23 protein-coding genes are annotated in these 26,426 nt (G+C 58.6%); 9 read left to right on the top strand and 14 right to left on the bottom strand.

Annotated elements, in window-relative coordinates; genetic code table 11:
* Window positions 1-111 precede the first annotated feature (111 nt).
* Together NC979_RS09140 and NC979_RS09145 are read left to right on the top strand one after the other, a co-directional pair.
* Complete coding sequence (locus NC979_RS09140) at window positions 112-1,497, top strand: collagen-like protein (RefSeq protein ID WP_190514811.1); 1,386 nt, start codon at window positions 112-114, stop codon at window positions 1,495-1,497.
* A gap of 184 nt (window positions 1,498-1,681) precedes the next feature.
* Window positions 1,682-3,856, top strand: coding sequence for an amylo-alpha-1,6-glucosidase (locus tag NC979_RS09145; protein ID WP_190514812.1), 2,175 nt, complete (start codon window positions 1,682-1,684; stop codon window positions 3,854-3,856).
* A 74-nt stretch (window positions 3,857-3,930) separates the two neighbouring features.
* Here the strand turns inward: NC979_RS09145 and NC979_RS09150 are convergent, their stop codons facing one another.
* Window positions 3,931-4,992, bottom strand: coding sequence for a metal ABC transporter substrate-binding protein (locus NC979_RS09150; protein WP_199308629.1), 1,062 nt, complete (start codon window positions 4,990-4,992; stop codon window positions 3,931-3,933).
* 107 nt (window positions 4,993-5,099) lie between these two features.
* On the opposite strand from NC979_RS09150, the gene NC979_RS09155 reads away from it, so the two are divergent.
* Both NC979_RS09155 and NC979_RS09160 read left to right on the top strand, forming a co-directional pair.
* Complete coding sequence (locus tag NC979_RS09155; RefSeq protein ID WP_190514814.1) at window positions 5,100-5,843, top strand: metal ABC transporter ATP-binding protein; 744 nt, start codon at window positions 5,100-5,102, stop codon at window positions 5,841-5,843.
* Between the two features lie 263 nt (window positions 5,844-6,106).
* Window positions 6,107-6,733 (top strand): glutathione S-transferase family protein, encoded by a 627-nt coding sequence (locus NC979_RS09160; protein ID WP_190514815.1) that lies wholly within the window; start codon window positions 6,107-6,109, stop codon window positions 6,731-6,733.
* Between the two features lie 218 nt (window positions 6,734-6,951).
* On the opposite strand, the gene NC979_RS09165 is transcribed toward NC979_RS09160, so the two are convergent.
* The 7 genes from NC979_RS09165 to phoU form a co-directional block, all read right to left on the bottom strand.
* On the bottom strand, window positions 6,952-7,794 hold the full coding sequence (locus NC979_RS09165; protein WP_190514816.1) for an NAD-dependent epimerase/dehydratase family protein: 843 nt from the start codon (window positions 7,792-7,794) through the stop codon (window positions 6,952-6,954).
* Window positions 7,795-7,927: 133 nt separating this feature from the next.
* Window positions 7,928-8,833, bottom strand: coding sequence for an acetylglutamate kinase (argB, locus tag NC979_RS09170; RefSeq protein WP_190514817.1), 906 nt, complete (start codon window positions 8,831-8,833; stop codon window positions 7,928-7,930).
* Between the two features lie 45 nt (window positions 8,834-8,878).
* Complete coding sequence (locus NC979_RS09175; protein WP_190514818.1) at window positions 8,879-9,454, bottom strand: shikimate kinase; 576 nt, start codon at window positions 9,452-9,454, stop codon at window positions 8,879-8,881.
* Window positions 9,455-9,506: 52 nt separating this feature from the next.
* Window positions 9,507-10,673, bottom strand: coding sequence for a hypothetical protein (locus NC979_RS09180; RefSeq protein ID WP_190514819.1), 1,167 nt, complete (start codon window positions 10,671-10,673; stop codon window positions 9,507-9,509).
* A 49-nt stretch (window positions 10,674-10,722) separates the two neighbouring features.
* Window positions 10,723-11,367: a flavin prenyltransferase UbiX gene (locus NC979_RS09185; protein WP_190514820.1), complete on the bottom strand. Its 645-nt coding sequence runs from the start codon at window positions 11,365-11,367 to the stop codon at window positions 10,723-10,725.
* Between the two features lie 191 nt (window positions 11,368-11,558).
* Window positions 11,559-13,967 (bottom strand): ribonuclease R family protein, encoded by a 2,409-nt coding sequence (locus tag NC979_RS09190; protein ID WP_190514821.1) that lies wholly within the window; start codon window positions 13,965-13,967, stop codon window positions 11,559-11,561.
* Window positions 13,968-14,478: 511 nt separating this feature from the next.
* Window positions 14,479-15,135 carry a phosphate signaling complex protein PhoU gene (phoU, locus tag NC979_RS09195; RefSeq protein ID WP_190514822.1) on the bottom strand — a complete coding sequence of 219 codons (657 nt, stop codon included), beginning with the start codon at window positions 15,133-15,135 and terminating at the stop codon, window positions 14,479-14,481.
* A 245-nt stretch (window positions 15,136-15,380) separates the two neighbouring features.
* On the opposite strand from phoU, the gene psaM reads away from it, so the two are divergent.
* Window positions 15,381-15,476 (top strand): photosystem I reaction center subunit XII, encoded by a 96-nt coding sequence (gene psaM / locus NC979_RS09200; RefSeq protein ID WP_190514823.1) that lies wholly within the window; start codon window positions 15,381-15,383, stop codon window positions 15,474-15,476.
* A 121-nt stretch (window positions 15,477-15,597) separates the two neighbouring features.
* Here the strand turns inward: psaM and pyk are convergent, their stop codons facing one another.
* On the bottom strand, window positions 15,598-17,388 hold the full coding sequence (gene pyk, locus NC979_RS09205) for a pyruvate kinase (protein ID WP_190514824.1): 1,791 nt from the start codon (window positions 17,386-17,388) through the stop codon (window positions 15,598-15,600).
* A 328-nt stretch (window positions 17,389-17,716) separates the two neighbouring features.
* Between pyk and crtR the strand changes: the two genes are divergently transcribed.
* Complete coding sequence (crtR, locus tag NC979_RS09210) at window positions 17,717-18,604, top strand: beta-carotene hydroxylase (protein WP_190514825.1); 888 nt, start codon at window positions 17,717-17,719, stop codon at window positions 18,602-18,604.
* A 95-nt stretch (window positions 18,605-18,699) separates the two neighbouring features.
* Here the strand turns inward: crtR and aroH are convergent, their stop codons facing one another.
* Together aroH and sppA are read right to left on the bottom strand one after the other, a co-directional pair.
* Window positions 18,700-19,077: a chorismate mutase gene (aroH, locus tag NC979_RS09215; protein WP_190514826.1), complete on the bottom strand. Its 378-nt coding sequence runs from the start codon at window positions 19,075-19,077 to the stop codon at window positions 18,700-18,702.
* A gap of 120 nt (window positions 19,078-19,197) precedes the next feature.
* Window positions 19,198-20,052 (bottom strand): signal peptide peptidase SppA, encoded by an 855-nt coding sequence (gene sppA / locus NC979_RS09220; protein ID WP_190514827.1) that lies wholly within the window; start codon window positions 20,050-20,052, stop codon window positions 19,198-19,200.
* Between the two features lie 254 nt (window positions 20,053-20,306).
* Between sppA and NC979_RS09225 the strand changes: the two genes are divergently transcribed.
* From NC979_RS09225 to NC979_RS09235, 3 genes are all read left to right on the top strand, one after another.
* Entirely contained in the window at window positions 20,307-21,326 is a 1,020-nt protein-coding gene (locus tag NC979_RS09225; RefSeq protein WP_190514828.1) for a DMT family transporter, read from the top strand.
* A 350-nt stretch (window positions 21,327-21,676) separates the two neighbouring features.
* Window positions 21,677-23,035, top strand: coding sequence for a HEAT repeat domain-containing protein (locus NC979_RS09230; protein WP_199308630.1), 1,359 nt, complete (start codon window positions 21,677-21,679; stop codon window positions 23,033-23,035).
* Window positions 23,036-23,086: 51 nt separating this feature from the next.
* Complete coding sequence (locus NC979_RS09235) at window positions 23,087-24,160, top strand: glycosyltransferase family 4 protein (protein WP_190514829.1); 1,074 nt, start codon at window positions 23,087-23,089, stop codon at window positions 24,158-24,160.
* Between the two features lie 22 nt (window positions 24,161-24,182).
* On the opposite strand, the gene NC979_RS09240 is transcribed toward NC979_RS09235, so the two are convergent.
* The 3 genes from NC979_RS09240 to NC979_RS09250 all read right to left on the bottom strand — a co-directional run bounded on the left by NC979_RS09240 (window position 24,183) and on the right by NC979_RS09250 (window position 26,366).
* Window positions 24,183-24,854, bottom strand: a complete 672-nt coding sequence (locus tag NC979_RS09240) for a J domain-containing protein (protein WP_190514830.1) — start codon at window positions 24,852-24,854, stop codon at window positions 24,183-24,185.
* 76 nt (window positions 24,855-24,930) lie between these two features.
* Window positions 24,931-25,566: an ATP-dependent Clp protease proteolytic subunit gene (locus NC979_RS09245; protein ID WP_190514831.1), complete on the bottom strand. Its 636-nt coding sequence runs from the start codon at window positions 25,564-25,566 to the stop codon at window positions 24,931-24,933.
* 116 nt (window positions 25,567-25,682) lie between these two features.
* Entirely contained in the window at window positions 25,683-26,366 is a 684-nt protein-coding gene (locus NC979_RS09250; RefSeq protein ID WP_190514832.1) for an ATP-dependent Clp protease proteolytic subunit, read from the bottom strand.
* Window positions 26,367-26,426 lie beyond the last annotated feature (60 nt).

A 26,426-nucleotide genomic window follows, 5' to 3' on the forward strand; every position in this document is an offset into this window, starting at 1 on the left:
TCGGCTTTCTAGATCCGAGGTTACTTACCACAAATTCTGGCACATCGATCGCGCCATCCAGTCGTGCCCGTAGCTACCCTTGGGGTGCTTTGCCCACCGAGAAACCCTGCTATGAAACGCGCCCTTGCCTTTGTCCTGGCCCCGCTTTGTCTAGGTCTTGTAACCACCCTGCCGCTGCCGACATTAAACGGTTGCTCGATGCTGGCCTGGGCGCAAGAAACCCGCACCTACGGCAGCGATGGCAGCGATGGCCGCAGCGGGCGATCGGGGCGTGATGGTGAGGCGGGGCCGAGCCAAACTACTGTGGCCGATGGCACCTCTGTCAGCTTTACCCTCGCTGGCAGTGATGGCGAAGACGGTGAGAATGGCGAAAACGGCTATCGCCCCTCCTGTGGAGGTCAGCCCCGCAACGTTAACTACAATCTGCGCGCCCCCGACGGTGGCTCTGGCGGCAACGGCGGCAGCGGTGGCAGCGGCGGCAGCGGCGGCAATCTGACGGTTTACTATGGCGATCGCGCGGCTCTGCAACGGCTTTCGGTAGATGCTCGCGGCGGGCGATCGGGGCGCGGCGGACGCGGCGGCAACGGCACCATCGGCTGTCGCTGTGCTGTGCACGAGTGGGAAATTCAAACCTGCACCGGCACCCCTGGCCAGGCTGACTATCAATGCCGGGCGAACCGCTACCGTTGCTACGACGGCAGCAGCGGTGCCAACGGTTCCTTTGGCCGCGACGGGGCTGCCGGTGCCGATGGCCAGCTGTGGATTGTCAACCAGCTTGAGCCGCTGCTGAGCGAAACCCCAGCGATCGCGGTGGGGCTGCAAACTTTGGTCGACCAACCCGTGCGTCTCTCTCGCAACCTATGGGCTGAAAAATCGGGAGCCAACGCCCTGCTGGCACCGGGGTCGCGGGTCAACGACATCTACCGCGAATACACCGGCCGCGTAGAAGGAGATGTCAGCCTCATTTGGCAGGCCCCCCGACCCCTGGAAAGTTTTGCGGGGGGCGACGTGCGGACCGAGATTCAGCCCGATGGGTCGCTGACTGCCACTTTCCCCGACAGCCTTTGGGCCGACTACACCACCAGTCGCCAAGCTGATCAGCTCACCATCACCGTCACCAATGCGGTGCGGGCCAGCGATGTCACCCGTCTGGCTTTGGGAGGGGTGCAGGGCAGCGGTGCCAACCTCAAAGCCGTGGTGCTCGACCTGGCCGGTGAGTCGGCCTACCTGACTACCCAATTTCGCCTGACGCTGAAAACTACCGACGGCGACCCCAGTGACGATCGCCGCCTGCGCTATGTCACGGTTTACGACGATGTGGTGCCAGCAGAACTGGTGAGCCTATCGGGCAACCGCTTTGAGCTAGCCCTGGGTCGCCTGCCCATCGATCGCGGCCCCCTGACCCGGGGCAAGTACGCCCAGATTGAGATTACGGCGGTGCGATCGCTGGGGACTAACAGTGCTGAGCAGTCGATTTCGTGGCAGGGGCAGTTTTAGAGAGTGAATGAGTGGATGGGTAGGGGGTGGATGGATGGGTGAGTGCAAAGGGTTTGAAGAAATATTTGTAAAGCTTCGACGTGAAGGACGTAATCGCCCTTTAGGTAGCAGTGCGACCTGCCGCAGTTTGGCTATAGTAGCGGCGAGTAAACATCCTCGCTGGCAAAACACGGGTGGATAACGTATGACTATTTCCTTGGGGCGTCACCTGTGTGGCAATGCGGCGATCGCTACCCAGCAGGAATGGCTGGTGACTAACGGCATCGGCGGCTATGGCTCTGGCACGGTGGCTGGGGTGCTGACGCGTCACTACCATGGGCTGCTGGTGGCCGCGCTCAAGCCGCCGCTGGAGCGCACCCTGCTGGTGACCAAGGTTGACGAAACCGCAACTTACTTAGGTCAGTCCCACACGCTGTACTGCGATCGCTGGACCGATGGCACGCTGCAACCCGAGGGCTTTCTGTACCTAGAGTCGTTTCGGCTAGAGGGCACCATCCCAATCTGGGTCTATGCGATCGCCGATGCCCGACTCGAAAAGCGCGTTTGGATGGAGCCGGGGGCCAACACCACCTACGTGCGTTACACCGTCAGCCGCGCCAGCGCCCCTATGGACCTCACCCTAAAAGTGCTGGTCAATCACCGCCATCACCACCACAGCACCCAGGGCAAGGGCTGGCAAATGGCGATCGCAGACTGTCCCCAGGGCCTGCGCATTCAGGCCAAAGGAAACGTTGAGCCTTTCTACTTGCTTAGCGAAACCGCCCCAGCTATACCCGCCCACACCTGGAACAACGGCTACAGCCTCGCCGTAGAAACCTACCGGGGCATTCACCCCTACGACGACCACCTGCACGTTGCTACCTTTGCCCCTACCCTGGGCCAGGGTCAGTCATTTACTCTGGTGGCCACCACCGAGGCCGAGGCCGATCGCTCAGGGCAAAGTGCCCTACTCCGCCGCCTGGCCCACGAGCAACATTTGACGACCCAGGGCAAGACGGCTCAACCCGACGACTCGCCGCCCGCCTGGGTAAGCCAGCTAGTCTTGGCTGCTGATCAGTTTATTGTCAGCCGTCCCATTACAGCGCTTGAAGCTAACGACTCCACTGGGGCCAGGGATTTCGAAGGCACCCCTACCCCCCTCCCATTGGGGAACTTTGCGCCTGTCGCCAGTCTGCAGGATGAGGTGAAACAGGAGATCCCCACTGCTTCCCAACCAGCAGATGAGGCGGCAGAATGGTCTGACCTCACCTCTGCCAGCCCAGGCAAAACCGTAATTGCGGGCTACCCCTGGTTTGGTGACTGGGGCCGCGACACCATGATCGCCCTGTCCGGGTTGACCTTGACCACCGGGCGTCCGGCTTTGGCTCGGCTGATTTTGCAGACCTTTGCCCGCTTTCTTGACCAGGGCATGTTGCCCAATGCCTTTCCTGAGAATGGCCAAGCGCCCCACTACAACACCGTAGATGCCACCCTCTGGTACTTTGAGGCCCTGCGCGCTTACCACCACGCCACCGCAGATACGGGGTTGATCGAAGAACTCTTTCCCCAGCTTCAGGATGTAATTACCTGGCACTGCAAAGGCACCCGCCACGGCATTCAAGTCGATGCCACCGATGGGCTACTCTCCGCCGGGGAGCCGGGAGTGCAGCTCACCTGGATGGATGCCAAGGTAGGCGACTGGGTGGTCACCCCCCGCATTGGCAAGCCGGTAGAGGTCAACGCCCTGTGGTACAACGCTCTGTTGGTGATGGCCGATTTTGCGGGAATTTTGGGTCAGCCCGTCGGGCAGTTTCAGGAGTTGGCGTCCCAAACCCGCCACGGGTTTCAGCGCTTTTGGAGTGACGATCTGGGCTACTGCTACGACCTGCTGGATGGCCCTGATGGCAAAGATGCGGCCCTGCGGCCCAACCAAATTTTTGCCGTCTCCCTCCCCGATGCCGCTTTGGGAGAACCTTGCCTAAGTGCCGAGCAGCAGCGGGCGGTGGTAAATGTGGTGGCCCAGCGACTGCTGACCTCCCACGGGCTGCGATCGCTCGATCCGGCCCACCCCGACTATCGCGGCCACTACGGCGGCGACCTGGTGCAGCGCGACGGAGCCTACCACCAGGGCACCGTCTGGAGCTGGCTAATTGGCCCCTTTGTACAGGCTCACTGGCGGGTCTACCAAGATGCCGATCTGGCCCACAGCTTTCTCGACCCGCTGGTTCACCACCTGCACGGCGGGGGCTGCCTAGGCAGCATCAGCGAAATCTTTGACGGCGACGCCCCTATGGAGCCACGCGGCACATTTGCCCAGGCCTGGTCAGTGGCAGAGGTGCTGCGGGTAAGCGCACTGCTCAGACCGTTGATGAAGGAGTAGGAGCAAGGTTGAGGGTATAAGGTACAGGGTGTAAGGTCTTCCCTTAAACCCTATACCTTGTACCTTGATTCCCCCTAAATCGGCGCACTGTCGCGATCGCAGCTTCCCCCCAGCGCCTCGACCACCACGCAAGTATTTACCACCAGCACATCCTGCATAGTTTCGGCGGCACTGCCAGGGCCACCTGGCCCTTCCACAAAGAGGGGTTGTTCCGCTACAGTCACTCCCGCATCCTTGGCGACGGTTTCAATCAGCTGGGGGTTGGTGGTGGTTTCGGCAAAAATAGCAGGTACCTGGGCGGCTTTGACCTGCTCAACTAGTGCCGTGAGTGCACCGGGCGTTGGCTTTTGGTCGGTGCTGAGGCCGCTGAGCGCGCCTTTGACCTCGAAACCATAGGCATCGGCAAAGTAGCCAAAGGAATCGTGGGTTGTCACTAGTTGGCGCTGGTCAGCGGGTATGGTGGCCACCTGCGTTTGAATCCAGCGGTTGATTTCTTCGAACTGTGAGACTAGACGGCTGGCGTTCTCGGCGTAGAGATCGGCTTGGTCAGGGTTCGTTTCAGCTAGGCGATTGGCGATTACTGATGCCATGGCGGCGTTGTGGGTAGCGCTGTGCCAGATGTGCGGATCAGGCGCTACTGCCTCATCGGTGTGGTCAGCAGACTCATCGCTGTGTTCCTGGGCTGCCTCGGCGCTGGGTTCGTGAGCATGATCATCGGTTTCCGCGTGGTCGGCTTCGTGGTCGTGAGTGCTCATTAGGGGCGTCGGTACCGCTTGTTCGTACACCGCCACCCGCGGTGCCTCAGTGGTGCTGCCTTCTACCATCTCGATTAAGGTGGGGGCCGAGCCGTAGCCGTCGTAGAGAATCAGGTCAGCCTGCTCTAAGGCCTGGCGATCGGAGGGTTTGACCTGGTAGGTGTGGGGGTCGGTACCGGGGTCGAGCAGGCAAGTGAGGGTGACGGTGTTTTCAGCGATCTGCTGGGTGAGGTCGCAGAGCACGCTGGTTGTGGCGACGACCACTGGACTGTCTGCTGCCACCGGGGCCTCGGCTTCGGATTCTGCAACCGGGCCGCTGTTGCCGCTACACCCGACTAGCCCTACTGCCAGGGCGATCGCAGCACCCCAACGCTTCGACATTAGAGGCGCCAGCGGGTTAACCCGGTGTAAAAACATGGCCTACTTCTCCCAGAAACAGATAACTGCTTTAATATGATAGTGATAATGGTTATCATTTCATGGGTGCCATGCTAGAGGTTCAAAACCTGTCTGTCAACTACCGGGGAATGCCGGCCCTAGAGAACGTTTCTCTCTCCCTAGGGACGGGAGAACTGGTGGGATTGATCGGCCCTAACGGCGCGGGCAAAAGCACCTTGATTCAAGCGCTGCTGGGGCTGGTGCCCTGTCGGGGGCAGGTGCTCTTTCAGGGCGCACCGCTGCGGCGACGGCGGCGGTCGGTGGCCTACGTACCCCAGCGATCGCGCATCGACTGGGACTACCCAATTACTGCCGGGCAGGTGGCGATGATGGCCCAATCGGCGCTGGCAGGATGGTTTCGGCGGCCCAGTCGGCGGGCAAAGCAGCGAGTCACGGTGGCTCTGGAACGGGTGGATATGCTGCATTTGTGCGATCGCCCCATTGGTCAGCTCTCCGGCGGTCAGCAGCAGCGCGTGTTTCTCGCCCGCGCCCTGGCCCAAGATGCCGACCTGCTGCTGCTCGACGAGCCCTTCACCGGCATTGATAAAAAGACCGAAGCTCTAATGCTGGCGATCTTTGCCGAACTCCAGGCCGAGGGCAAAACCTTGGTGGTGTGCAGCCACGAGTGGGGCGACGCCCTACACCGCTACGATCGCCTGCTGCTGCTCAACCGCTGCCTGCTAGCCGATGACACCCCTCAAGCGGTGATGACCTTTGACAACATTCAGCGGGCCTACGGCCAGGGACCAGAACCCAGCGGAGCGATCGCCTCCTACGCCGACTTCTTTTGCTGATGGCATAGCCTTGGGCGAATTGCTCAAGGCTTCAGCGGTCTTTTACCTGAGCTTGAACTTTGCTAGTACTGGCCTCAAGCACCTTGAAAGATAGTGTTTGAAGGGTCACAATCACTACCCAGCACGATCACCTGCGCTAGGGCGAGCTGCGCCACTGCAGATGACGGTATTAGGGGCAAGAAGCTGCAATACCGGCATAGGACGATATCTCGCGGTAGCTTGAAGAAGCCGCTTGTGGCACTGAAACTTACCTGCTAACCGAGATGACCCAATATACGCTCTACGGACCGACTATTAGCACCTACGTGCGCACCGTCCGCATGATTTTAGCGGAGACCAACACGCCCTACGATTTCAAAGAGGTCGATATCTTTAGCGATCGCGACCCTGAATACCTTGCCAAGCATCCCTTTGGCAAGGTGCCCACTCTAGAGGTGGATAGGGAACCGCTCTACGAAACCTGCGCCATTGTGGAATATCTCGACACGGTAGTGGGCAATCGCACCTTCACCCCCGCCGACCCCATGGGCCAGGCCCGCATGCGCCAAATCATGGGAATCGTCGATAGCTATCTCTACGCCCCGGCCATTAGCACAATCACCATTCAGCGACTGATTGTGCCCAGTCAAGGCGGGCAACCCGACGAGGCTGCTGTGGCCGAAGCTACCCCTAAGGCGAAGACTGCACTGGAGGCAATTGAGGCGATCGCCTCCTGTAGCCCTTACCTGCTTGGCCCCACCATTACTTTGGCCGACTTCTATCTGATGCCGGTGATGCTCTATCTGTCTAAGACGCCAGAATTTGCCGCCGTCACTGGCCAAATCCCCAAACTCAATGCCTGGTGGGCTGAGGTCAGTCATCGCCCCAGCTTTTTAGAGGTGATTGCCTAGAGCTACAAAGCAGAAGGATGAAAAGGGTCTAGATACACAAAGGTTTTCGCCTCAACAGACTGGGCGAGGTTGTTGCCGTTGCAGAGTGTCTCTAGGCTTCTTAAAAATTGGGATGCGTTGAAGTTGTCAACAACGCATCCTTGGCCCACACTTCGGTGACCTCGCCCCTTGAGAAAGCACCTCTGAACTATCCTTACCAAAGTTTCACTTAACCGTTATTAACCACACCTGGCGACGTAGGATTGCCACGAGTGTTTTGGTGTCCACCCAAGGCTACTCTTAGCATTTTCAATGTCTAGCAGTGAACGAAAAGGAGCTGTTTCATAATTAATTCCGCCTCGCCATTCAACATCTGGCAGTACGAATTCTACAAGCTGACGGCTTGTCCTGCCTGAGGTAGTGATGTCCGCAGAAGAAACCAGTAGACATGTGAACCGATCAACATCACATGTCAGTGCACAAATGCAGGCCTGCGATAAGTCGCGAACATCAATAAATGCGCCGTACTCCCAAAAAGGGTGCCATTCAAACTGAGCATGTTTTGCCCGTTCTGATTGAATCCAGCTATATGTTTCCTCCGTCCACACGCCGGGTGGTCGAAGACAGACAACTGAAACATCGGCAGATGCAGAGAACTGACGACACATCACTTCTGCAAGATATTTGGATATTGCGTAGGGTGTAGCTGCATAGCAGGGATGAGAGTCATCAAGGGGCAAGTAGTCTGGCGATCGCTCACCCTTAAAGACCCCCAACGCATCAACGCTACTCAAAAAGACAACTCTTGGGATGCTTAGTTTTTTCGCTACAGACAAAACATTCCAGGTCCCCTGTAGATTCACCGCCATAATGTCGGTATCACTTTGCTCAGGAAGCCCAAGCAGAGCTGCTGAGTGAATAATGGCGTTGCATTCTTTGGCTGAATGAAACAGTGAATTAGGATCGAGGATGTCTTGACCCTGGGCCAGATCGTACTCCACGACCTCATAGTCAAGACTCGTTAGATCTGATACAACTTGTGAGCCAACTACTCCACGACTACCGGTAACTAGAACTCTCACTGTTTGCCTGATGCCCCTGTACAAGGCTCAGCTTGAACCTTGGAATTGACTTGAAATACTCAAAGGTGCCTGACATTTAAGGGTTGCTTAAAAGCTGAGATCAGAAATTACTCTCTCGAGCAATAATCTCCCTCTACCCCCGAAACTCAGAAGCCACAATCATCGAGCCAATCCCTAGATCGCTAAAGATCTCGAGCAGCAGGGCGTGGGGCACGCGGCCATCGAGAATGTGGGCAGCACCGACCCCTTGGGCGAGCGATCGCACGCAGCAGTTCACCTTTGGAATCATCCCGCCAGACACTACCCCACTCTCAATCAGCTGCCGCGCCTGCTGAATATCGAGCTTGGGCAGCAGAGTAGAAGGGTCGTGGTAGTCCTCTAAAATGCCTTTGGTGTCGGTGAGCAAAATCAGCTTTTCGGCCCCCAGAGCAGCGGCAATTTCCCCCGCTACGGTGTCGGCGTTGATGTTGTAGGCTTGGCCCGTTTCGTCGCTGGCTACGCTCGACACGATGGGGATGTAGCCCGCCTCCACCAGCGTTTTGATGATGCCCGAGTTAATGTTGCTCACCTCGCCGACGAAACCCACGTCGGCCGAGCCCTGGGGGCGAGCGGTGATCAGGCTGCCGTCTTTGCCGCAAAGGCCCACGGCCTTGCCCCCCTCCTGGTTAATCAGCGACACCAGCTCCTTATTAACCCGGCCCACCAGCACCATTTCCACCACATCCATCGTGGGGGCATCGGTGACCCGCAGGCCGTCCTTGAACTGGGGCTCAATGCCCAGCTTACCCAGCCAAATGTTGATTTCGGGGCCGCCGCCGTGCACCACCACTGGGCGAATGCCTACGCAAGACATAAACACAATGTCGCGGATTACGCCCGCTTTCAGGCTGCCGTCTTTCATCGCCGCGCCGCCGTACTTCACCACCACCGTGCGGCCCCGAAACTGCTGAATGTAGGGCAACGCCTCGCTGAGAATGCGAACTCGAGCGGCCTCAGCCTCGTGGATGCTGTCTGTTTGTGAAGAAGGAGACTGAACCATGGCGCTACCGATAGGGTTGGCGGAAATTAAGCTGCCAGTAGTGTATCAATTGAGCACGGCAGAATCGGTACCAGAATTAGCCTCAGAACGAATTCTTTCGGCCACCAGGTCGAGAATGCGGGCAGCGATCGCCCCCACGTCATCCCCAGCCCCCACCGTCACCCGCACATCGGCCTGGGCGTAGAGGTGCTGCCGCTGCTCCAACAGGGTGGTCAGCTGAGTTTCCCAATCCTGCCCCTGCAATAGCGGACGGCCCGTTTCTCCCGCCAGTCGCCCTTGCAGCACTGCGGTTGGCACATCCAGCCACACCACAATGCCGTGGTGCAGATAGCTCCAGTTTTTCTGCTGGGTGACAATGCCGCCGCCTGTGGCGATCACCAGCCGCCGGTAGGCCGAAAGCTCCGCCAGCACCTCGGTTTCAAGCTGACGAAAGGTGGTTTCTCCCTGGCTGGCAAAGAGGTCGGGAATGGTCTGCCCCGCTGCCGCTTCTACTACGGCATCGGTATCAAAGAACTGATAGCCGAGCATTTGGGCTAGGGCCGCGCCCGTGCTGCTTTTGCCAGCGCCCATCATGCCGATGAGGTAGAGGTTGATTCCGCTGAGGCGATCGGTCAGGGTCATGGAGGGAGTGGGGGAGTAAGGGGGTGGGAGGGTGAGGGGTAGGGGGCGGGCGTTAGGGTGTGAGGGCGTCGTCGGCGTCGTCCCATTCATCGTTGGGTGGGCGGGTTGGGTTAGATTCGCTGCGATCGGTCCAGGTTGTGGTGGTTGTGGTGGCTTCGGCGGCGGTGTAGGGAGGCACAATTACTCGATAGTCCGCATCGACGACGCCATCTTCAGCAATTTCGGGCTCACCTAGGTCGTCACCGTCCTCCTCATCTCTGTTGTAGGCACTGTTGTCGGCAGCATACACCGAGCCTCTGGCGTAGGCAGTGTCAACATACCGGGGGTCTGGGTCACTGCCATAGATGACGTCATCAGGGGGCGCGTAGATGTTGTCAACCTGGCCACTCTGGGGTGACGGGTCGTTTTCATCGCGATAGCTGTAGGAATACAGTGAGCCATCGCGATACGTTCGGCGCGGCGCTTGGGAGGCTTCAAAGTCACGGTTGGGGCCGCGGCGGGGGTCACTGTTCTGTTCCCAGCCCTGGGTGATGTCATCCAGGTGGTCTTCTACGGGGCTAACGCCAGGCGCTCGATAGGGGCGGTTTTCCAGCTCGTCCCAGTCGGTGTCGAGCTCCCGCAGCGACTCGTTGACCCGCTGCTGCTGCTTGGCCTGTTGCTTGCTGCTGCTAAACCAGGTGGTGACGCTATCGACTATCCCTGAAGCTGGGGAGGATGACGGGGTGGTTTCGGGTTTAGGGGCTTGGCTAAGCGATTCCCAGTCGCTCCACTGGGCGGGCGATTTCAAATTTGTCCAGGCTCGCCAGCTGGGGTCATCGTCAGTGGGATTATTGCTGCTGGTGCCTGGGGAGGCAGGCGATCGCCCCGCTCCGCCACTCCTCGATCCGGGTGTGGTGTAGGGCGGCGCGTTGCGTCCAGTCTGGCTTGTCGAGCCCGTCCCAGAAGATGAACCGGTGGGTTCGTAGAAGGACTGAGGCCGATATTTGTAGGCTGTGGAGCGACTACCGCCGCTAGGGCCAATAGACCCCAGCAGGGCGGTCAAGGCCAGAGTGGTTAACGCCCCCAGACCCACGGCCCCGGTTAGCCAGATGCCAAGCGGCAGAGCCTGGGTTGTGCCGCCAAAAAAGACCAGAGGTAGAGTCGGGGCCAAGTTTTGCACCCCCAGCAGCAGCACTGCACCCAAAACCAGCAAGACCACAATTAGACGTATGGTAGCCATGGTTAGCCCTATAGCGTCGTCCTGCCCATCCTATCGTGACTCGCGGAGGTTAGACGTTAGATAGGTGCCCCTGCCAGCGGTTGAGGGGCACACAGTCGATGTCGAGCTGATCGAGGGCGCGGGCCACCACAAAATCCACCAGGTCGTCGATGGTCTGGGGCTGGTGGTACCAGGCCGGAATGGCAGGCACAATGCGCGCGCCGGCCTCGGCTAGAGTGGTCAGGTTGCGCAGGTGAATCAGGCTAAAGGGAGTTTCGCGCGGCACCACTACTAGCTTGCGGCCTTCCTTGAGCTGGACGTCGGCGGCTCGCTCTAGCAGGTCGGAACTCAGGCCCGCTGCTAATCGTCCCACGGTGCTCATGCTGCACGGTATCACCACCATCCCCGCTGTGCGGTACGAGCCGCTGGCAATGGTAGCCCCCACATCTCCCCAGGGATGGCAGCGCAGCTTGCCTGCGGTGGGCACCCCCGCCTGGTCGCGCCAAAACTGCTCCTGCTTGTCAGGGTCGAGGGGCATGTGAATGCTCGACTCCGCCTGCCACACTATCTGCGATGCCTTGGAGGCGACTAAGTCGACTACCCCATCGGCGTTGAGCACATGTCTGAGGGTGCGCACGGCGTAGATCAGACCCGATGCCCCGGTGACTCCCACGATGAGGGGACGGGTGAAGGTAGGTGAGTCGGTGGAGGGCATTTAGGTGGACGGGTAAATGGGTGGATGGGTCGATGAGTATGGGTGAATTAAAGGGCGATCGCTCTGTTTGATCGCTGCTAACGCTTTTGCCCTCCTCATCCTAACGAGCCAGGGGAATTGGAGCTAATTCATCACCCCATCCCCTCACTCATCCACCCATGCACCCATGCACCCCTAACCCAAATCACCCTCTACTCACTCTCATCCTGTCCACCGTCGCGTCCATCGTCGCGCCCTTCCTCGCGCTCCTCAATGAGTTCGCCGTTGTCGTCTTCGCTGTAGTTGTTGTCTTCGTCTTCGGGAGCTTGGCTGCCGCCGCCGACGGCGACGAGGTCGATCTGCTGACGGTAGTAGTCGACGCTCTTGACCTGCACGTCAACTTTGTCGCCGAGACGGTATTGCTGGCGGTTTTTGCGGCCGACGAGCTTTTGCTGGCGGGCACGATACTCGTACCAGTCGTCTTTGAGCGAGCTAACGTGGACGAGCCCTTCTACCAGCAATTCTTCGATTTCAACGAAGAAGCCGTAGGACTGCACCCCGGTAATCAGGCCGTGGAAGACCTCACCCGTGTGCGATCGCATAAACTCTGCTTTCTTCAGCCCTTCTAGGTCTGATTCAGCCTCCTGGGCCAAGCGCTCGCGCTCGGTCAAGTGAATGGCGATGCGGGGCAGATCGTCCTCTAGCTCGTGCTGAATCTCGGGAGGCAGCACATTCCAGTTGACTTGACCGTGGCAGGAGCTGTGGCGTAGGTTGGCTGGGTCTTTGGAGCGGGTGGAGCGGCGATCGCGGCCCGACTCAAACACCGCATGGAGAATGCGGTGGATCAGCAGATCCGCGTAGCGGCGGGAGGGCGAGGTGAAGTGGGTATAGCCCTCGGTAAGAGCCAGCCCAAAGTGCAGGTCGGCGTGGGTGCTGTAGAAAGCGGGCTGAATGGTCTCCAGCAGTAGGTAGGTGAGAATTTTCTCGGCCCCTGAGGCGGCAAACTGCTCCACAAACCGCTGGTAGTCTTTTGGCTGGGGAGTAGCCTCATCATTGAGAGTGAGCTGGATCTCCATGTTCTCAGCCAGTTTCACCAGCTCTTGAACGTCACTGGCATCGGGAGCACGGTGCAGCCGGTAGATAGCGGGCACCCCCAGAGCCTTGAGCTGCTGGGCAATTAGCTGATTGCCCAGCAGCATGCACTCCGTCACAATCTGCCGAGAGGGCAGGCTAGTGGCCGTCACCATCACCCCCAGCAGTCCTTCATCGTCATACTGAAACTTGGGCGATCGGTAGTGGGCCAGGGGTTCGCCCGCATCAGCAGGAAAGTCGTACTCGGGCAAATTTAACTCAAAGGAACCACGGTGAAGGCGCTGCCGCTTGATCGCCTGGCTCAGGTAGAGCAGGTTATCCATCAGGTCGTAGACCGGCTCTAGGGCCTTGAGGGCCTTTGGCTTGATGCCTAAACTCTCGAGGACATCGGAGTTATCGCGCTCCAATATCCCCTGGGCTTCCTGGTAGGAAATTTGGTGGTCTACGGCCACCACCGTGGGCTGCACCTCGTACTCCTTCACGGCACCCGTGTCGTCGAGGGTGACCAGCACCGAAATCGCCAGCCGGTCTTTGCCCGCCAGCAGCGACCCCAGCGGACCCGACAGGGGCGGCGGCAGCATGGGAATGACCTCATCGCCTAGATAGACCGAGGTGCCGCGCTTGCAGGCCTCCTGGTCAATGGCAGAATGAGCCGGGACGTAGTGGGAAATATCGGCAATGTGAATGCCCAGTCGCCACTGACCAGCGGCGGTACGCTCCAGGCTGAGGGCGTCGTCGATTACCTGGGCGTTGGGGCCATCAATGGCTACGGTGAGGGCATCGCGCAGGTCAATGCGGTCTTTGATGTCGGCTTTAAGCACGCGGGTAGGCAGAGCCTGAGCGGCAGTGAGCACCGCGTCAGAAAACTTGCGGGGCAGGTCGTGCTTGCAGTAGACGATGTCGATGTCGGCGGCGGCCTCGGCGTCGCTGCCGAGAATTTGGGCTACCCGGCCCTGGGGCGGGTGTTGCCCCAGGGGATAGCGCACGATTTCGACATGGGCCAGCTGGTCGACGGCATCAGCTAAGTCGCCACCGTTGGCTACCAGGGCAAGCTCAAACAGCAGGCGATCGTCGAGGGGTACGGCGCGGTAGTCGTTGGCCTCTTGCTTGACGCGGGCCAGCACTGAGGCATTGGCCCGCTCTAGAATGAGCTGCACTTCGCCTTCGGGGCTGCGGCGACGGCTGCCCTCTTTAGTGACTTTGACCAGCACGCGATCGCCGTTCCAGGCCGTATTCAGCTGGCTCTCACGCACGTAGATATCGTCGGCGCCCTCTTCGTCCTGAATGGCAAAACAAAAGCCCTTGCTTGAGCAGCGCAGCTTGCCCTCAATCACATTCTCCCCCAGCTCGCGGCGATACTTGCCCCGCTCTTTGACTAGCACCCCAATCCGCTCTAGAGCGTCAACGGCAATCTGCAGGTCGCGCTGGCTAGTATCGTCGTTGCAGTGCAGCTTTTTCTCTAGACCCTTGAGGGTGTGGGTTTTATCTTTGGCAAAGCTTGCCAGTAAGGCCGCGATCGAGAGTTCCATGTAGCGACTGATTCCTAAAACTATTCATGACTGGGGTGCCCCGGGCTACGACAGGTCATCAACCCGTGTGAGCACCAGGGATGCGGTCTCAGTACGCTGCCTGTGGCAACGAGGCGACGCCGAAACCAGTGCTGGGGGTGAAGCCGTAGCGGCAACTGGCCTCGATTCGTCTTCCTCAAGGCAAGGTTGCAGACAAGCGCTTTGGCTCCCTCCTCTAGCTATGGCCGAGAGGACAACCGACAGACTGGGGTAGCCAACGCCCAAGTGTAACTGCTACAGCCGTGGATGAACCCGGCAGGAGAAAGTAACCCTCACCTCAGGCCCAGCCTCTCAGGGAGGCTAAACCCCTCAAACGATGGGGAGTCGGTTACACCCTACAGTTTCTCAGGAAATGGACCGCTGTCAAATCTTTTTGTCAATGGAAGGCAACGTTTTGTAAAGGGGTGTGGGGTATAGGGTGTAGGGTTCAAGGCTATCCCTAGACCCTATACCGTATACCCTATGCCCTAGTTCACCGTTCGCCCGTGACAATGTAGGCCACCCGCTTGCCAATGTTGGTGGCATGGTCGGCAATCCGCTCCATGTAGCGAATGGCCAGCACCAGCAGTACTGTCGGCTCGACCGAGCCGATCAGGTTGGTCTGGTGGGCTAGCAGGGCGTATAGCTCTTCATAGTCAGCGTCGATGGCGTCGTCTTTTTGCTTAATCTCTAGGCCGCTTTTCGCGTCAAGGTCAGAGAGGGCCAGCAGACACATCGCGACCATTGAGCGGCAGCGATCGAGCATGGTCTGCACTCGCCCCATCAAAGGGTGTACCGGGTAAGGGAAGAGTTTAAGCGCTACTTCCCCCAGATCTTCGGCGTAGTCGCCGATGCGTTCTAGGTCGCGCACTAGCTGCATAAAGGCCCCAATGCGCCGTAGGTCTTTGGCCTCTGGCTGTGCCTGGAGCGTAAACAGGTGCATGCAGTCCATCTCGATTTGGCGGTAGAACTTGTCGATCTGCTTATCGTGACGGTGGAGCCGCTGGGCAGAATCGAGATTGCGATCGCACAGGGCTTCCCGAGCCAGTACACAGGAGTTTTCAACCAGCGCCCCCATGCGTAGCAGGTCGCGCTGCACCCGCAGCAGCTGCCGATCAAAGTCACCACGCACGGGTTGAGTTGTATCCATATCAAGCATCGCGAAGCACACCGAGTAAAAAGGAAGACCGCAGCGATTGTGGCTCTTCAGCCTAGCAGCCCACCCGGGCTAACCCCAAACAGAAACCCTAGCGCTGCCTAGAGATGTTCCCGTTAAGCTCTGTAACAGTTAGGCTGGCTGGCCTCGCGAAAGCTCCCATCTTAGTTAACAATCTGTCTAGACCCAGCGTCTTTGCTTAAGCAAGCGTTATTCACTCAGCTTGAGGAGTATTTTTTATGCCTCTTTCAGATACCCAAGTCTTTATCGCCCTAGCCGTAGCTCTATTGCCTGGTATTTTGGCAGTTCGCCTATCCACTGAGCTATATAAATAGGTTAAGGCGGGGCATTATTTTAACGTCCCAAAGGCATAGTTCACCAAAACAAAAGACTTCGGCACCCAGGTGCCGAAGTCTTTTGTTTTGACCGACTGACAGTTGGGCTGGCCAAGACGCGCTAAAAGCTCATGGCGGGCTCATTCTTAACTGGCCCCAAGGCCCCAGAGTAGATCAGCCCCCGCCGGGTATCGAGGGTAAGAATGCTGCCGTCGCGGATGATCTCGGTGGCGTTTTTAACCCCCACAATCACTGGCACCCCCAGCCGCAGACCAATTACCGCTGCGTGACTGGTGGGGCTGTCATCTTCTGTGACAATGCCGCCCGCCCGACGAATAGCTTCGACAAAGTCGGCGCTGGTGTGGGGCACCACCAAAATTTCGCCGTCGTTAAAGTCGTTGACCTCCAGGCTGGTGTGGGCGACTCGGGCTCGGCCGCTTACCGAGGCTTCGCCAATGCCCAAACCTCGCCCTAGCACCGCTGTCACCACGTCTACCTTGATCAAATCGGTAGAACCTGAGATCCCTTGCAGCGTCCCCGCCGTTAGCACCACCAGATCGCCGTCGTTGAGCAGGGCCTTTTCCTGGGCAACGCTCATGGCTGCCTGAAAGGTTTGGGTGCTAGAGGGCAAATCCAGCACCAGCAGCGGCCGCACCCCCCACACCAGTTGAAGCTGCCGCGCCACATGAACATGGGGCGTCACCGCCAGAATTGGCGTCTGGGGACGGTATTTCGACACGTTGCGGGCGGTGGCCCCCGATTTGGTCAGGGTCATAATCGCCGCCGCGTTGAGCTGCGTCGCAATGCGGCCTACTGCCTGGCTGATGGCGTTGGGAATCGAGCGGGCCCCGCTACTGTCCTTGCGATCGCTCAGGGAAAGCCCCTCCTGCTCGGTACACACGGCCACCTTTGCCATCGTCGCCACCGCCTCCACCGGAAACTTGCCCACGGCGGTTTCGTTAGAGAGCATGACCGCATCGGTGCCGTCGAGAATGGCGTTGGCAATGTCAGACACCTCGGCCCGGGTGGGGCGGGGGTTCGACACCATGCTGTCGAGCATTTGGGTGGCGGTAATCACCGGAATGCCCAGGGCGTTGGACATAGCGATCAGCCGCTTTTGCAGAATTGGCACCTCCTCGGCGGGTAGCTCCACCCCCAAATCGCCCCGGGCCACCATTACCCCGTCTGAGAGGGAGAGAATGGCCTCCATCTGCTCGATGGCCTCGTGCTTTTCAATCTTGACGATCACCGGCACATTCTTGCCAGCAGCGTGGATAATCTCCTTGATTTCCAGCACGTCTTGGGGGTTGCGCACGAAACTGAGAGCTACCCAGTCAACCCCTTGGTTGAGGCCAAACAGCAGGTCTTCGCGGTCTTTGTCGGTGAGCGCCTTGACCGAGAGGTACACCCCAGGGAAGTTAACCCCCTTGTTGTTCGATAGGGTGCCGCCTACCACCACACGGCAGTGAAGCTCCTGGGCCACCAGATCGACCGACTCCACCTGCATTTCAACTTTGCCGTCGTCGAGCAAAATCGTGGAGCCAGCGGGCACTTCTTGGGCGAGCTTGTCGTAGGTGACGCAGGCTCGCTCTTGGGTGCCCAAAATAATCTCGCTGGTGAGCACGAAGGGGTCGCCCTTAGCTAGCTGGATGGAGCCGTGCTCAAACTTGCCGAGGCGAATTTTTGGCCCTTGGAGGTCTTGCAGAATGCCCACCGGCTGGTTGAGCTCGAAGGAGATCTGCCGAATCAGGCGAATGCTGCGCTGGTGATCGTCGTGGCTGCCGTGGGAGAAGTTGAGCCGCAGGGTGGTGGCCCCAGCCTCAATCAGCTCCCGCAGCACATCGGCATTTTGGGTGGCAGGGCCGATGGTGGCAACAATTTTGGTGCGGCGGACAGAGTTGCGCAGGGGCATAAACGACCTCTACTGAGAGTAAAACGCTACCGCATCGGACCTTCAATCAAGCCCGTAGACTAGCAGCCATAAAGCACAGGGATAGTAGCACGAATGCCGATGGGCTTTACGCGTCACCCCAAAACCAGCAAGAATTTCAGCGTTTTCACCGACGATGAGCATGGAGTAAGGAGGTGAGGCGGGTACCGCTCGTCTGGCACCTTCTATGGCGCGCTACCGACGGTGAGCTGCCGGAGACAGCGTTTATCTTTAGGCTATGTCACAAAAGTTTATTAATAAAGCATCGTAACGTATACTACCGAAGGCACTGATGTAGGAGCGATGCATCATGTCGGTGGCAGCTGAAGCCCTGACGGTTCGAAAGACGGTTCCCCCTGAGTTACTCAAAACCGAAGGCGGATTGAGCCTCAACTCTCTCATGTTTATAGCTTCCGTCGGGCTAATTAGTCTGTCTACGGTGGGCTATTTTTGCTGGCATTGGATCAACTGGTGTGTGTTTTTAATGAACGTTCTGTCCCTACACCTGGCGGGGACAGTTATTCATGATGCTAGCCACAACTCGGCTCACCGCAACCGCGTGGTGAATGCCCTACTGGGCCACGGTAGCGCCTTGATCCTAGGGTTCTCGTTTCCGGTGTTTACGCGGGTGCATCTGCAGCACCATGCCCACGTTAACGATCCTGAGAACGACCCCGATCATTTTGTCTCGACGGGTGGGCCGCTGTGGCTAATTGCGGCGCGCTTTTTCTACCACGAGATTTACTTTTTTAAGCGCCGCCTTTGGCGCAACTGGGAGCTGCTGGAGTGGTTTTTAGGTCGCTTTGCGGTGGGGCTGCTGGTGTTCATCGCCTGTCGGTTCGACTTTGTGGGCTACCTCTTTAACTACTGGTTCTCGCCTGCCCTAGTGGTGGGCATTGCCCTAGGCCTGTTCTTTGATTATTTGCCCCACCGACCGTTTGAAGATCGCGATCGCTGGAAGAATGCCCGGGTCTACCCCAGCCCGATTCTCAATCTGCTGATCATGGGTCAGAACTATCACCTGGTACACCACCTGTGGCCCTCAGTGCCCTGGTATAAGTACAAACCCACCTACGAGGTAATGCAGCCCCTGCTGGATGAAAAAGGGTCGCCCCAATCCCTTGGGCTGCTGAAAATGAAAGACTTCTTTGGCTTTCTATACGACCTATTTCTAGGCATTCGGCTAAAGCGACATTAGAAAAGATAGCTCAAAAGAAACGACCCCAGATTTAGGCCCACAAAGCCATAATCTGAGGTCGCTTTTGCAGTTCAAAATTTGTCAAAACCTTCCTTCTAGCCCGTAACTACCAAGTCAGGGCGCAGGTCGCGGGCGCCGCGCAGGTAGACGTGCTGAATTTTGCCGTGGGGGGCGGGGAGCTGCACGTGCATCAAAATGCGGATGCAGCAGGGTAGGCTGCCCTCGACATGCATGTGCTGCACGTCGAGGAGAGCAACGTTGTCCCATTGAGGTCGCTGGCGGGCGATCGCCGCCGGAAACACCGCATCCAAGTCGCGGGTGACGGAGAAGGTGGCGCTAATAATGCAGGCCGGGTCGAGGTGGTTGCTCTCTTCGAGGGCATCCATCAGCTCTGTGACAGCCTCCCGAATGGCCCCCTCGGTATTTTCTGGTACCGTTACCGCTCCCCGAATTGCCCACACTCGCCAGTCCACGCGTTAGCCTCCAAAGGTCATTCTCCAAAGCCTCAAAGGCACCGACGGCAACAATTGGGGCAGAGAGTTGACTGCATTTTACTGCTTTAATCCTACCAGGGCACTGGTCTGTGCTGGCCCTTAGGGACGATAGAGCCACAGGGGCATGCCGCTGGTAGAGCGTTCAAACTCCAGCCACTCTAGGGTCGCATTGAGGGCCGGTACTGCCAGCCCAGGATAGGCCAGGCCAGAGACAGCGACATTGCTGTTGCCGGGCACCAGCCTTCGCAGAAGAGGCTTTTTCTCATCAAAGGTGATGCACTCGGCCTTGTCAGGGTCGAGGCCAGCCAGTTCGGCGGTCCAGCGACGAGCATCTTCCTCACTGCCGAGCCGGTCTACAACACCGAGCTGGAGGGCCTGCTCGCCGGTAAAAATGCGTCCGTCGGCAAAGCTACGCACCGTCTCTTCGCTTAGATGGCGGGCCTCGGCGACGGTTTTGACAAACTGGCTATAGCTGACGTCGATCAGCTCTTGCAGAATGCCCTTTTCGGGGTCGGTGAGTTCGCGATCGAAGGCGAGAATGTCTTTGTAAGGGCCAGACTTAATTACCTTAAATGACACGCCCACCTTGTCGAGCAATCGCTCCAGGTTATTGCCCCGCAAAATGACGCCAATGCTGCCGGTGATCGTGCCGGGATTGGCCACAATGTGGTTGGCTCCCATGCCGATGTAGACCCCACCCGAGGCAGAGATATTGCCAAAGCTGGCTACGATTTTGAGCTTGTCTTTGAGCCGTTTGAGGGCGGTGTAAATTTCTTGGGAGTCGCCCACGGTGCCGCCAGGGCTGTCGATGCGCAGCAGCAGAGCCGGGAAGCGCCTTTCCTCAATCTCTTTGAGGGCCTCTAGCATCCGCTTACGGGTGGCGGCCCCAATCACGCCGGTCACTTCGATGCGGGCAATGGACTTGCGAGAACGGCGAGAAAACGGCCAAATCATAGGGGTATTAAAACTGTAGGCGGACAAGGGTGAACAGTAGATAGCCCTGGCACTGAGCGTGCTAGGGCCAGGGTCTATTGTAGCCAAAACAACACTATGGCGGGGCGTTAGCGCCTCAGCCCGTTAGGGGTTGAGCGATCCTGGGCAGGACAGCACCCTACCCCGAACTGCGTTAACATTCCTTAAAGAAAGCCTTTTTGGCCGCTGCGCTCGCCCTTGCGGGTATTTAAACTATCTCCCTTCATTTCCCTACCATGGACTCAGTCTCCGTTCCCCAATCGGCCACTCGCAACCCCATTGTGCTGATTGCGCCCTTCTTTTTGTGGGGCACAGCTATGGTGGCGATGAAGGGAGCTATGCCTCACACCACACCGTTCTTTATGGCGGGTATACGGCTGGTGCCCGCTGGCATGCTCGTACTGTTGGTGGGGTTGTTTTTGGGCCGTCCCCAAGCCATTAGCCGCCAGGGCTGGCTTTGGATAGCGCTCTTTGCTTTGGTAGATGGTGCGCTGTTTCAAGGATTTTTGGCGGCGGGCCTACAGCGCACTGGGGCAGGCCTCGGCTCGGTGATGATTGACTCTCAACCCCTAGCGGTGGCGGTCATGGCGCGAGGCCTGTTTGGTGAGTACATTGGTGCCCTCGGCTGGATTGGCCTGTTGTGGGGCATTGCGGGTATCAGTCTGCTGGGCCTGCCCGACGAATGGATTTTTTCGCTCTTCCACGGCGACACTGCCTGGCTGACCGATGGCACGGCCCTCACCACCCTTTCGCAAGGAGGCGAATGGCTGATGCTGTTGGCTGCCCTGTCGATGGCCACCGGCACAATTCTGATTCGCTACGTTTGCCGCCATGTCGACCCTGTTGTGGCCACAGGCTGGCACATGGTGCTGGGGGGCATTCCTTTATTTGTGCTGTCATCCCTGGGAGAAGTGCAGCCTTGGCAGGGGTTAACGGGGTTGGATTGGGGGGCGATCGCCTATGCGACCATCTTTGGTAGTGCCTTGGCCTACGGCATTTTCTTCTTCTTAGCGGCTCAGGGTAACCTCACCAGTCTCAGCGCCCTAACCTTTTTGACCCCAGTATTTGCCCTGCTGTTTGGCAACCTGTTTTTGGGTGAAACCTTAAGTCTGTTGCAGTGGTTGGGAGTCAGCTTTACCCTGGTCAGCATTTACCTGATTAACCAGCGCGACGTCCTGGCTCAGAAACTGCGGCAGTTAACCTTGGCCTACGAGACGGCGACCTCGGGGGAGAGTACCCCGGTGGAGCCGGATTAGGGTGGGGAGCGGATGGGTAGATGGGTGGATGGGTAGGGCAGAGTTTTGAGCTAATCGCTGCCGTAGCCTTGCTGAGAAGAAAGGGTAGGTGGAGAAGTCAGGTAATCCTGCAAATGAGTACGTCTAGTGGAGTCGTTCAGTCGCCACTCCCCACCCATCTACTCCCTACCCATCCACCCTAGATCACGCCGCCCTCAGCAGGTTAAGTTACCTTAGGGGCATCCACACTGGGCAACCGTCGCCGCCAGCTATGGGCCGATATGAGACTTAGAATGCTAACGCCAGGGAGAGGTCTGGGCTGCCGCAGTGCTTCTGGGGTGAGGTTTGCTGTCTTAACTCTGGTTGCGGGTTTGATTATAACTGGCTTGTCGGGGTTAGAGTCTGCGATCGCCAAAGCCGCTACCGACCCAGAGCCCACCCAGACAGCGGCATCTGCTCCCAACCCCGTGCTGCTGCAGCCGGGGACCGAAAGCGACGATGTCATGATGCTCCAGCGGCAGATGCGGTTGCTAGGTCTCTACCAAGGGCCTATGGATGGCCGTTATAGGGGGCAAACTCAGGAGGCGATCGCAGCTTTTCAGTCAAAGGCTGGGCTACCCGCCAGTGGCACTCTTGATCAAGCCACTTGGCAGCGGATGAGCACGCCTCAACTGCTGACTGAGAATACATCCCCTCAACCAGAGACCCCAGTGCTGTTTCCGACAACTGAGGTAGCAGCGCCATCAGCAGCGACGCCTGCGGTGGCGGTGGCTGAGGCCTCCGCTTCAGGGCTGGCCACTGCTTCTGCACCGGCTGAGTCGCCTAGGTCTGAGCCCGCTGCACCAGCTCAGACCCCTGCGGATCAAGACCAGGGGGCTGAACCTTCGGTGGTTGAGACCGCCCCACCGGTTGAGACTGCTGAGTCGGGTCGCCGCTGGACGTGGCTAGTGCTGGGGGGGCTGGCGCTGGCCGGTTGTTTGGGGGGCTGGCGGTTCTTGGGGCAGGGGCGATCGGCAAAGCGTTCCACAGCTAACTTAGAGCGAGTACCCAGCGCAGCCCCACAGGCCAAGAGTGGTGCTGAACCTGCCCTTACCTCAGACGCTTCCACTGCTCCCCTGGGCACCGTGGAACATACAGAGGTGTTAGCCTCCCCGGCCCTCGGTCTGGCAACCCCACCTGCGACGGCCACTGACCTGACTCTAGATGCTACCACCCGTCTGACCTCGGGGGATATTGTGGATTCATTGATCCACGGGCTAGATAACCGCGATGGGGCGATACGTCGCCATGCCATTTGGGAGCTAGGTCAGCGTGGCCATTCTGAAGCTATTCAGCCTCTGATTAACAGCCTGCTCGATGCTGATTCCCAGGAGAAAAGCCTCATCCTCGCCGCCCTGGCTGAAATTAGTAGCCGTAGCCTAAAGCCCATGCATAGAGCTTTGGCTTTAGGCCTGCAAGACCCCAGCCCCGAGGTGCGCAAAAATGCCATTCGCGATCTGAGCCGGATTTACGACACGGTGGTGCAGCTCAGCCACATGTTGGCCCACGCGACCCAAGACCCCGATGCTGGCGTGCAGGAGACTGCACAGTGGGCGCTCAGTCAGCTCAACCGCATCCCCGCGGCGACCTATTCAGCGGCGCTGCCCCCTGAGACAGCCTCCTTGGACTCACCCTACGACAGCGATGGCCAAAGACTGACTCCAGAGGGCCATCGTCTTCCCCCCAGCTAACTAGCGCCCGATCCCCTGACCTCCCTATTTCCCGATCTTTCTATCTCTCCCATGACTCTTTCCCTTCGCCTGTTGTTTGTCTCAACTCCCGTAGGGCCGCTAGGGTCTGGTTTGGGGGGCGGGGTTGAGCTCACCCTGCTCAACTTGACCCAGGGCATGCGCGATCGCGGGCACCATGTCACTGTACTGGCCCCTGAGGGGTCGAGCCTCGGGGATGTTGCCATTGTGACGGTGCCGGGACAGTTGCAGCCCACAGCCCACACCCAGGGACGCAGCGCGCCAGTCGTGCTCCCCGCAGACAGTGCGCTAGGCGCGATGTGGCGCTACGCCCGTCAGCACCAGGCCGAGTTTGACCTGATCGTCAACCTGGCCTACGACTGGTTGCCTTTCTACCTAACAGAGTTTTTTGTTACTCCGGTAGCTCACTTTGTCACTATGGGCTCCCTCAGCGATGCGATGGATGAGGCCATCTACCAGGTGGCTCAGCAGTTTCCCCGGCGCTTGGGGGCCTACACGCGCACCCAGGCTGAAACGTTTGGGGTGGCCGATGCCTTTGAGCTGCTCAGCAGCGCCATTGATTTAGAGCTATACGAATTTTGCTCATCCCCTGGCGATGCTCTGGCCTGGCTGGGGCGCATTTCCCCTGAGAAAGGGCTAGAGGATGCTCTAGAGGCAGCCGAAATCGCCCAGGCTCCCCTAAAGATTTTGGGCAAGCTGGAGGACACTGCCTACTGGCAGAGCCTTTGCGATCGCTTTCCCCGAACGGCCGACTGCTACCTGGGGTTTTTGCCCACCCACGAACTACAGCAGGTGCTGCGCCAGTGTCGTGCCCTGGTGATGACCCCACGTTGGGTCGAAGCTTTTGGTAATGTGGCGATCGAGGCTCTGGCCTGTGGTGTGCCGGTGATTGCCTACGCCCGCGGTGGCCCGGCTGAAATTGTGCAGCCGGGCAAGACCGGCTGGCTAGTGCCGCCGGACGATGTGCAGGGGTTAGTGAGTGCGATCGCCAAAATCGATCAACTCGATCGCTACGCCTGCCGTCGCCAGGCCGAAACCGAGTATTCCCTCAGTGCTCTAGCCGTTCGCTTCGAGCGATGGTTCGAGAGCTTGATTGTGAACCGGTAGAAAGCCTTAACGCAAGTCGTTGCTACTGGGCCTGAGGTACAGGGGCCTGACGCATCTGCTCTAGACGCTGAAAGTCGTGGTGCAGGGCCTGGCGCAAAGAGCGATTTTGAGGATCGACGCGGCGGGCCTTTTTCAGGCAGGCTTCAGCTTTTTGAAGGTTGCCGTGGTTGAGCAAGTCGTGCCCCCAGCGGTAATAAGTGATCGCGTGCCACTGGCGAATTTCTGGGTCATCTGGGAAGCGCTGCACCAGCCCTTCTACCAGGGCCACCGCTCGGGGAAAACGCTGCCCCTGAAACAGCTCTCGCAGCTGCTTAAAGCTGTTTACCTTCAGCTGTTGATCGGCTTCTGAACCCCCAGGGGTAGGGCTGACAGTGAATTCGACCTCTTTGGCAGGTGGAGAGGTGATGGGTACTGAGGGGCGGGGAGCTGCAGCGGATGGGGTTGTTTGGGCAGGTGCTTTAGTGACCTGACTGGGAGCGGCTTTGCGCTGAGCCGCTACGGCTTCCACGGGCAGCGCGTTCACCAGAGCCTGATAGGCCTGAGTCACCTGAATGAATTTTTCTTTTGCTAACTGATCACCGGGGTTGATGTCGGGGTGATATAGCCGGGCTAGATTGCGATAGGCCAGCTTGACATCGCCAAAGCTGGCCCCGGTTCTAAGCCCCAATATGCGGTAGTAGTGCGCCAGCGCCATGGTTCGCTAACTCAATAGAATGAGGTACGTGTGCTGGCCCTATTCTGCCAACTGTCGGCAGAAATGGCGCAGCCAATTACACCGCAGCGGTGGCAGGAGAGACAAGTTCCTGAGAGCGGTCTTCAATTACTCGGTCGATTAGGCCGTAGGCAACAGCCTCTTCTGCCGACATGAAGTAGTCGCGATCGGTGTCCTTTTGGATTTGCTCGATGGAGCGACCGGTGTGACGGGCCATCATTTCGTTGAGTTCTTGACGAACTCGCAGAATTTCTTTGGCCTCAATGGCAATGTCGCTCGCTTGGAGACGCTGCCGCCCGGTGCCGCCCATGGGCTGGTGAATCATGATGCGCGAGTGGGGGAGAGCAACCCGCTTGCCGTTGCTGCCCGCCGCCAGCAAAAACGCCCCCATGGAAGCGGCCAGACCCAGACAAATCGTAACCACGTCAGACTTGATGTACTGCATGGTGTCGTAGATGGCCATGCCCGCCGTCACCGACCCCCCGGGGGAGTTGATGTAGAGGTAAATGGGCTTAGTGTTATCGTCGGAGTCGAGGTACAGCATGGCTGCCACGATGGAGTTGGCCAGAGTGTCGGTGACCTCTTGACCGAGAAAAATAATCCGCTCCTGGTTTAGGCGGGTGTAGATGTCGACCCACTGGGAGTACTGGCTACCGGGCAAACGATAGGGAACTTTGGGAGTGCCGATGGGCATAGTGCTCTTTCAACCTAAAAATAAAACAACGGACGTGGGATGGTTAAAGACCGGCTTTGAGAGGCGATTCCCCTCCGGGGAGGCTGCGCCGTCGCCCCTCAACCTGATACTTGGGCCTAGAGCCCTGCCCCGGCGGGCACCGGCAGCTCTTTGCGGCTAGACAGCACCCGGTCGATGATGCCGTATTCCTTGGCTTCTTCTGGGTTCATGTAGAACATGCGATCAGAATCGCGCAGCACCTGCTCTAGGGTTTTGCCAGTGCTCCTAGCCAGAATGCTCATCATGGAGCGCTTGTTGTCGAGCACTTCCTTAGCCCGAATTTCGATGTCGGTGGCTTGGCCCTGGGCACCGCTGCGAGGCTGGTTGAGCACAATGCGAGCGTGGGGCAGACTAGCCCGATAGCCCTTAGTGCCCGCCGCCAAAATCACCGCCGCCGACCCCATGGCCTGACCAATGCAGATGGTGTGCACCGGGGGCTTGATGTAGTTCATGGTGTCGCAGATGGCAAAGGCTTCGGTGTCGTAGCCAATCATGTTGCCGTCGTGCCAAGAGGTGCCGGTAGAGTTGATGTAGAAGAAGATCGGCTTGTCGGGGTCATCAAACTGTAAGAAGAGCAGCTGAGCAATGATCAGCTCAGTAACGTCAATACCCACCTGCTGTTTGATGTCATCCCCTGAAAACAGGGGCAGGCCCAGATACACAATCCGCTCCTTGAGCAGCAAGGAGGGTAAATCTGGGGGCGGCGTACGGTACGTCGCATCGCCATACGGTGCCTGCACGGCTTTAATCTCTAAACTCATAGACCGAAGACGCCCAAATACGCGTTTTTAACAGTGTAACGCGGGATTGAGCTGGGTTCT

It is taken from the genome of Leptolyngbya subtilissima AS-A7 (genome assembly GCF_039962255.1).
In the GTDB taxonomy this organism is placed as follows: Bacteria; Cyanobacteriota; Cyanobacteriia; order Phormidesmidales; family Phormidesmidaceae; genus Nodosilinea.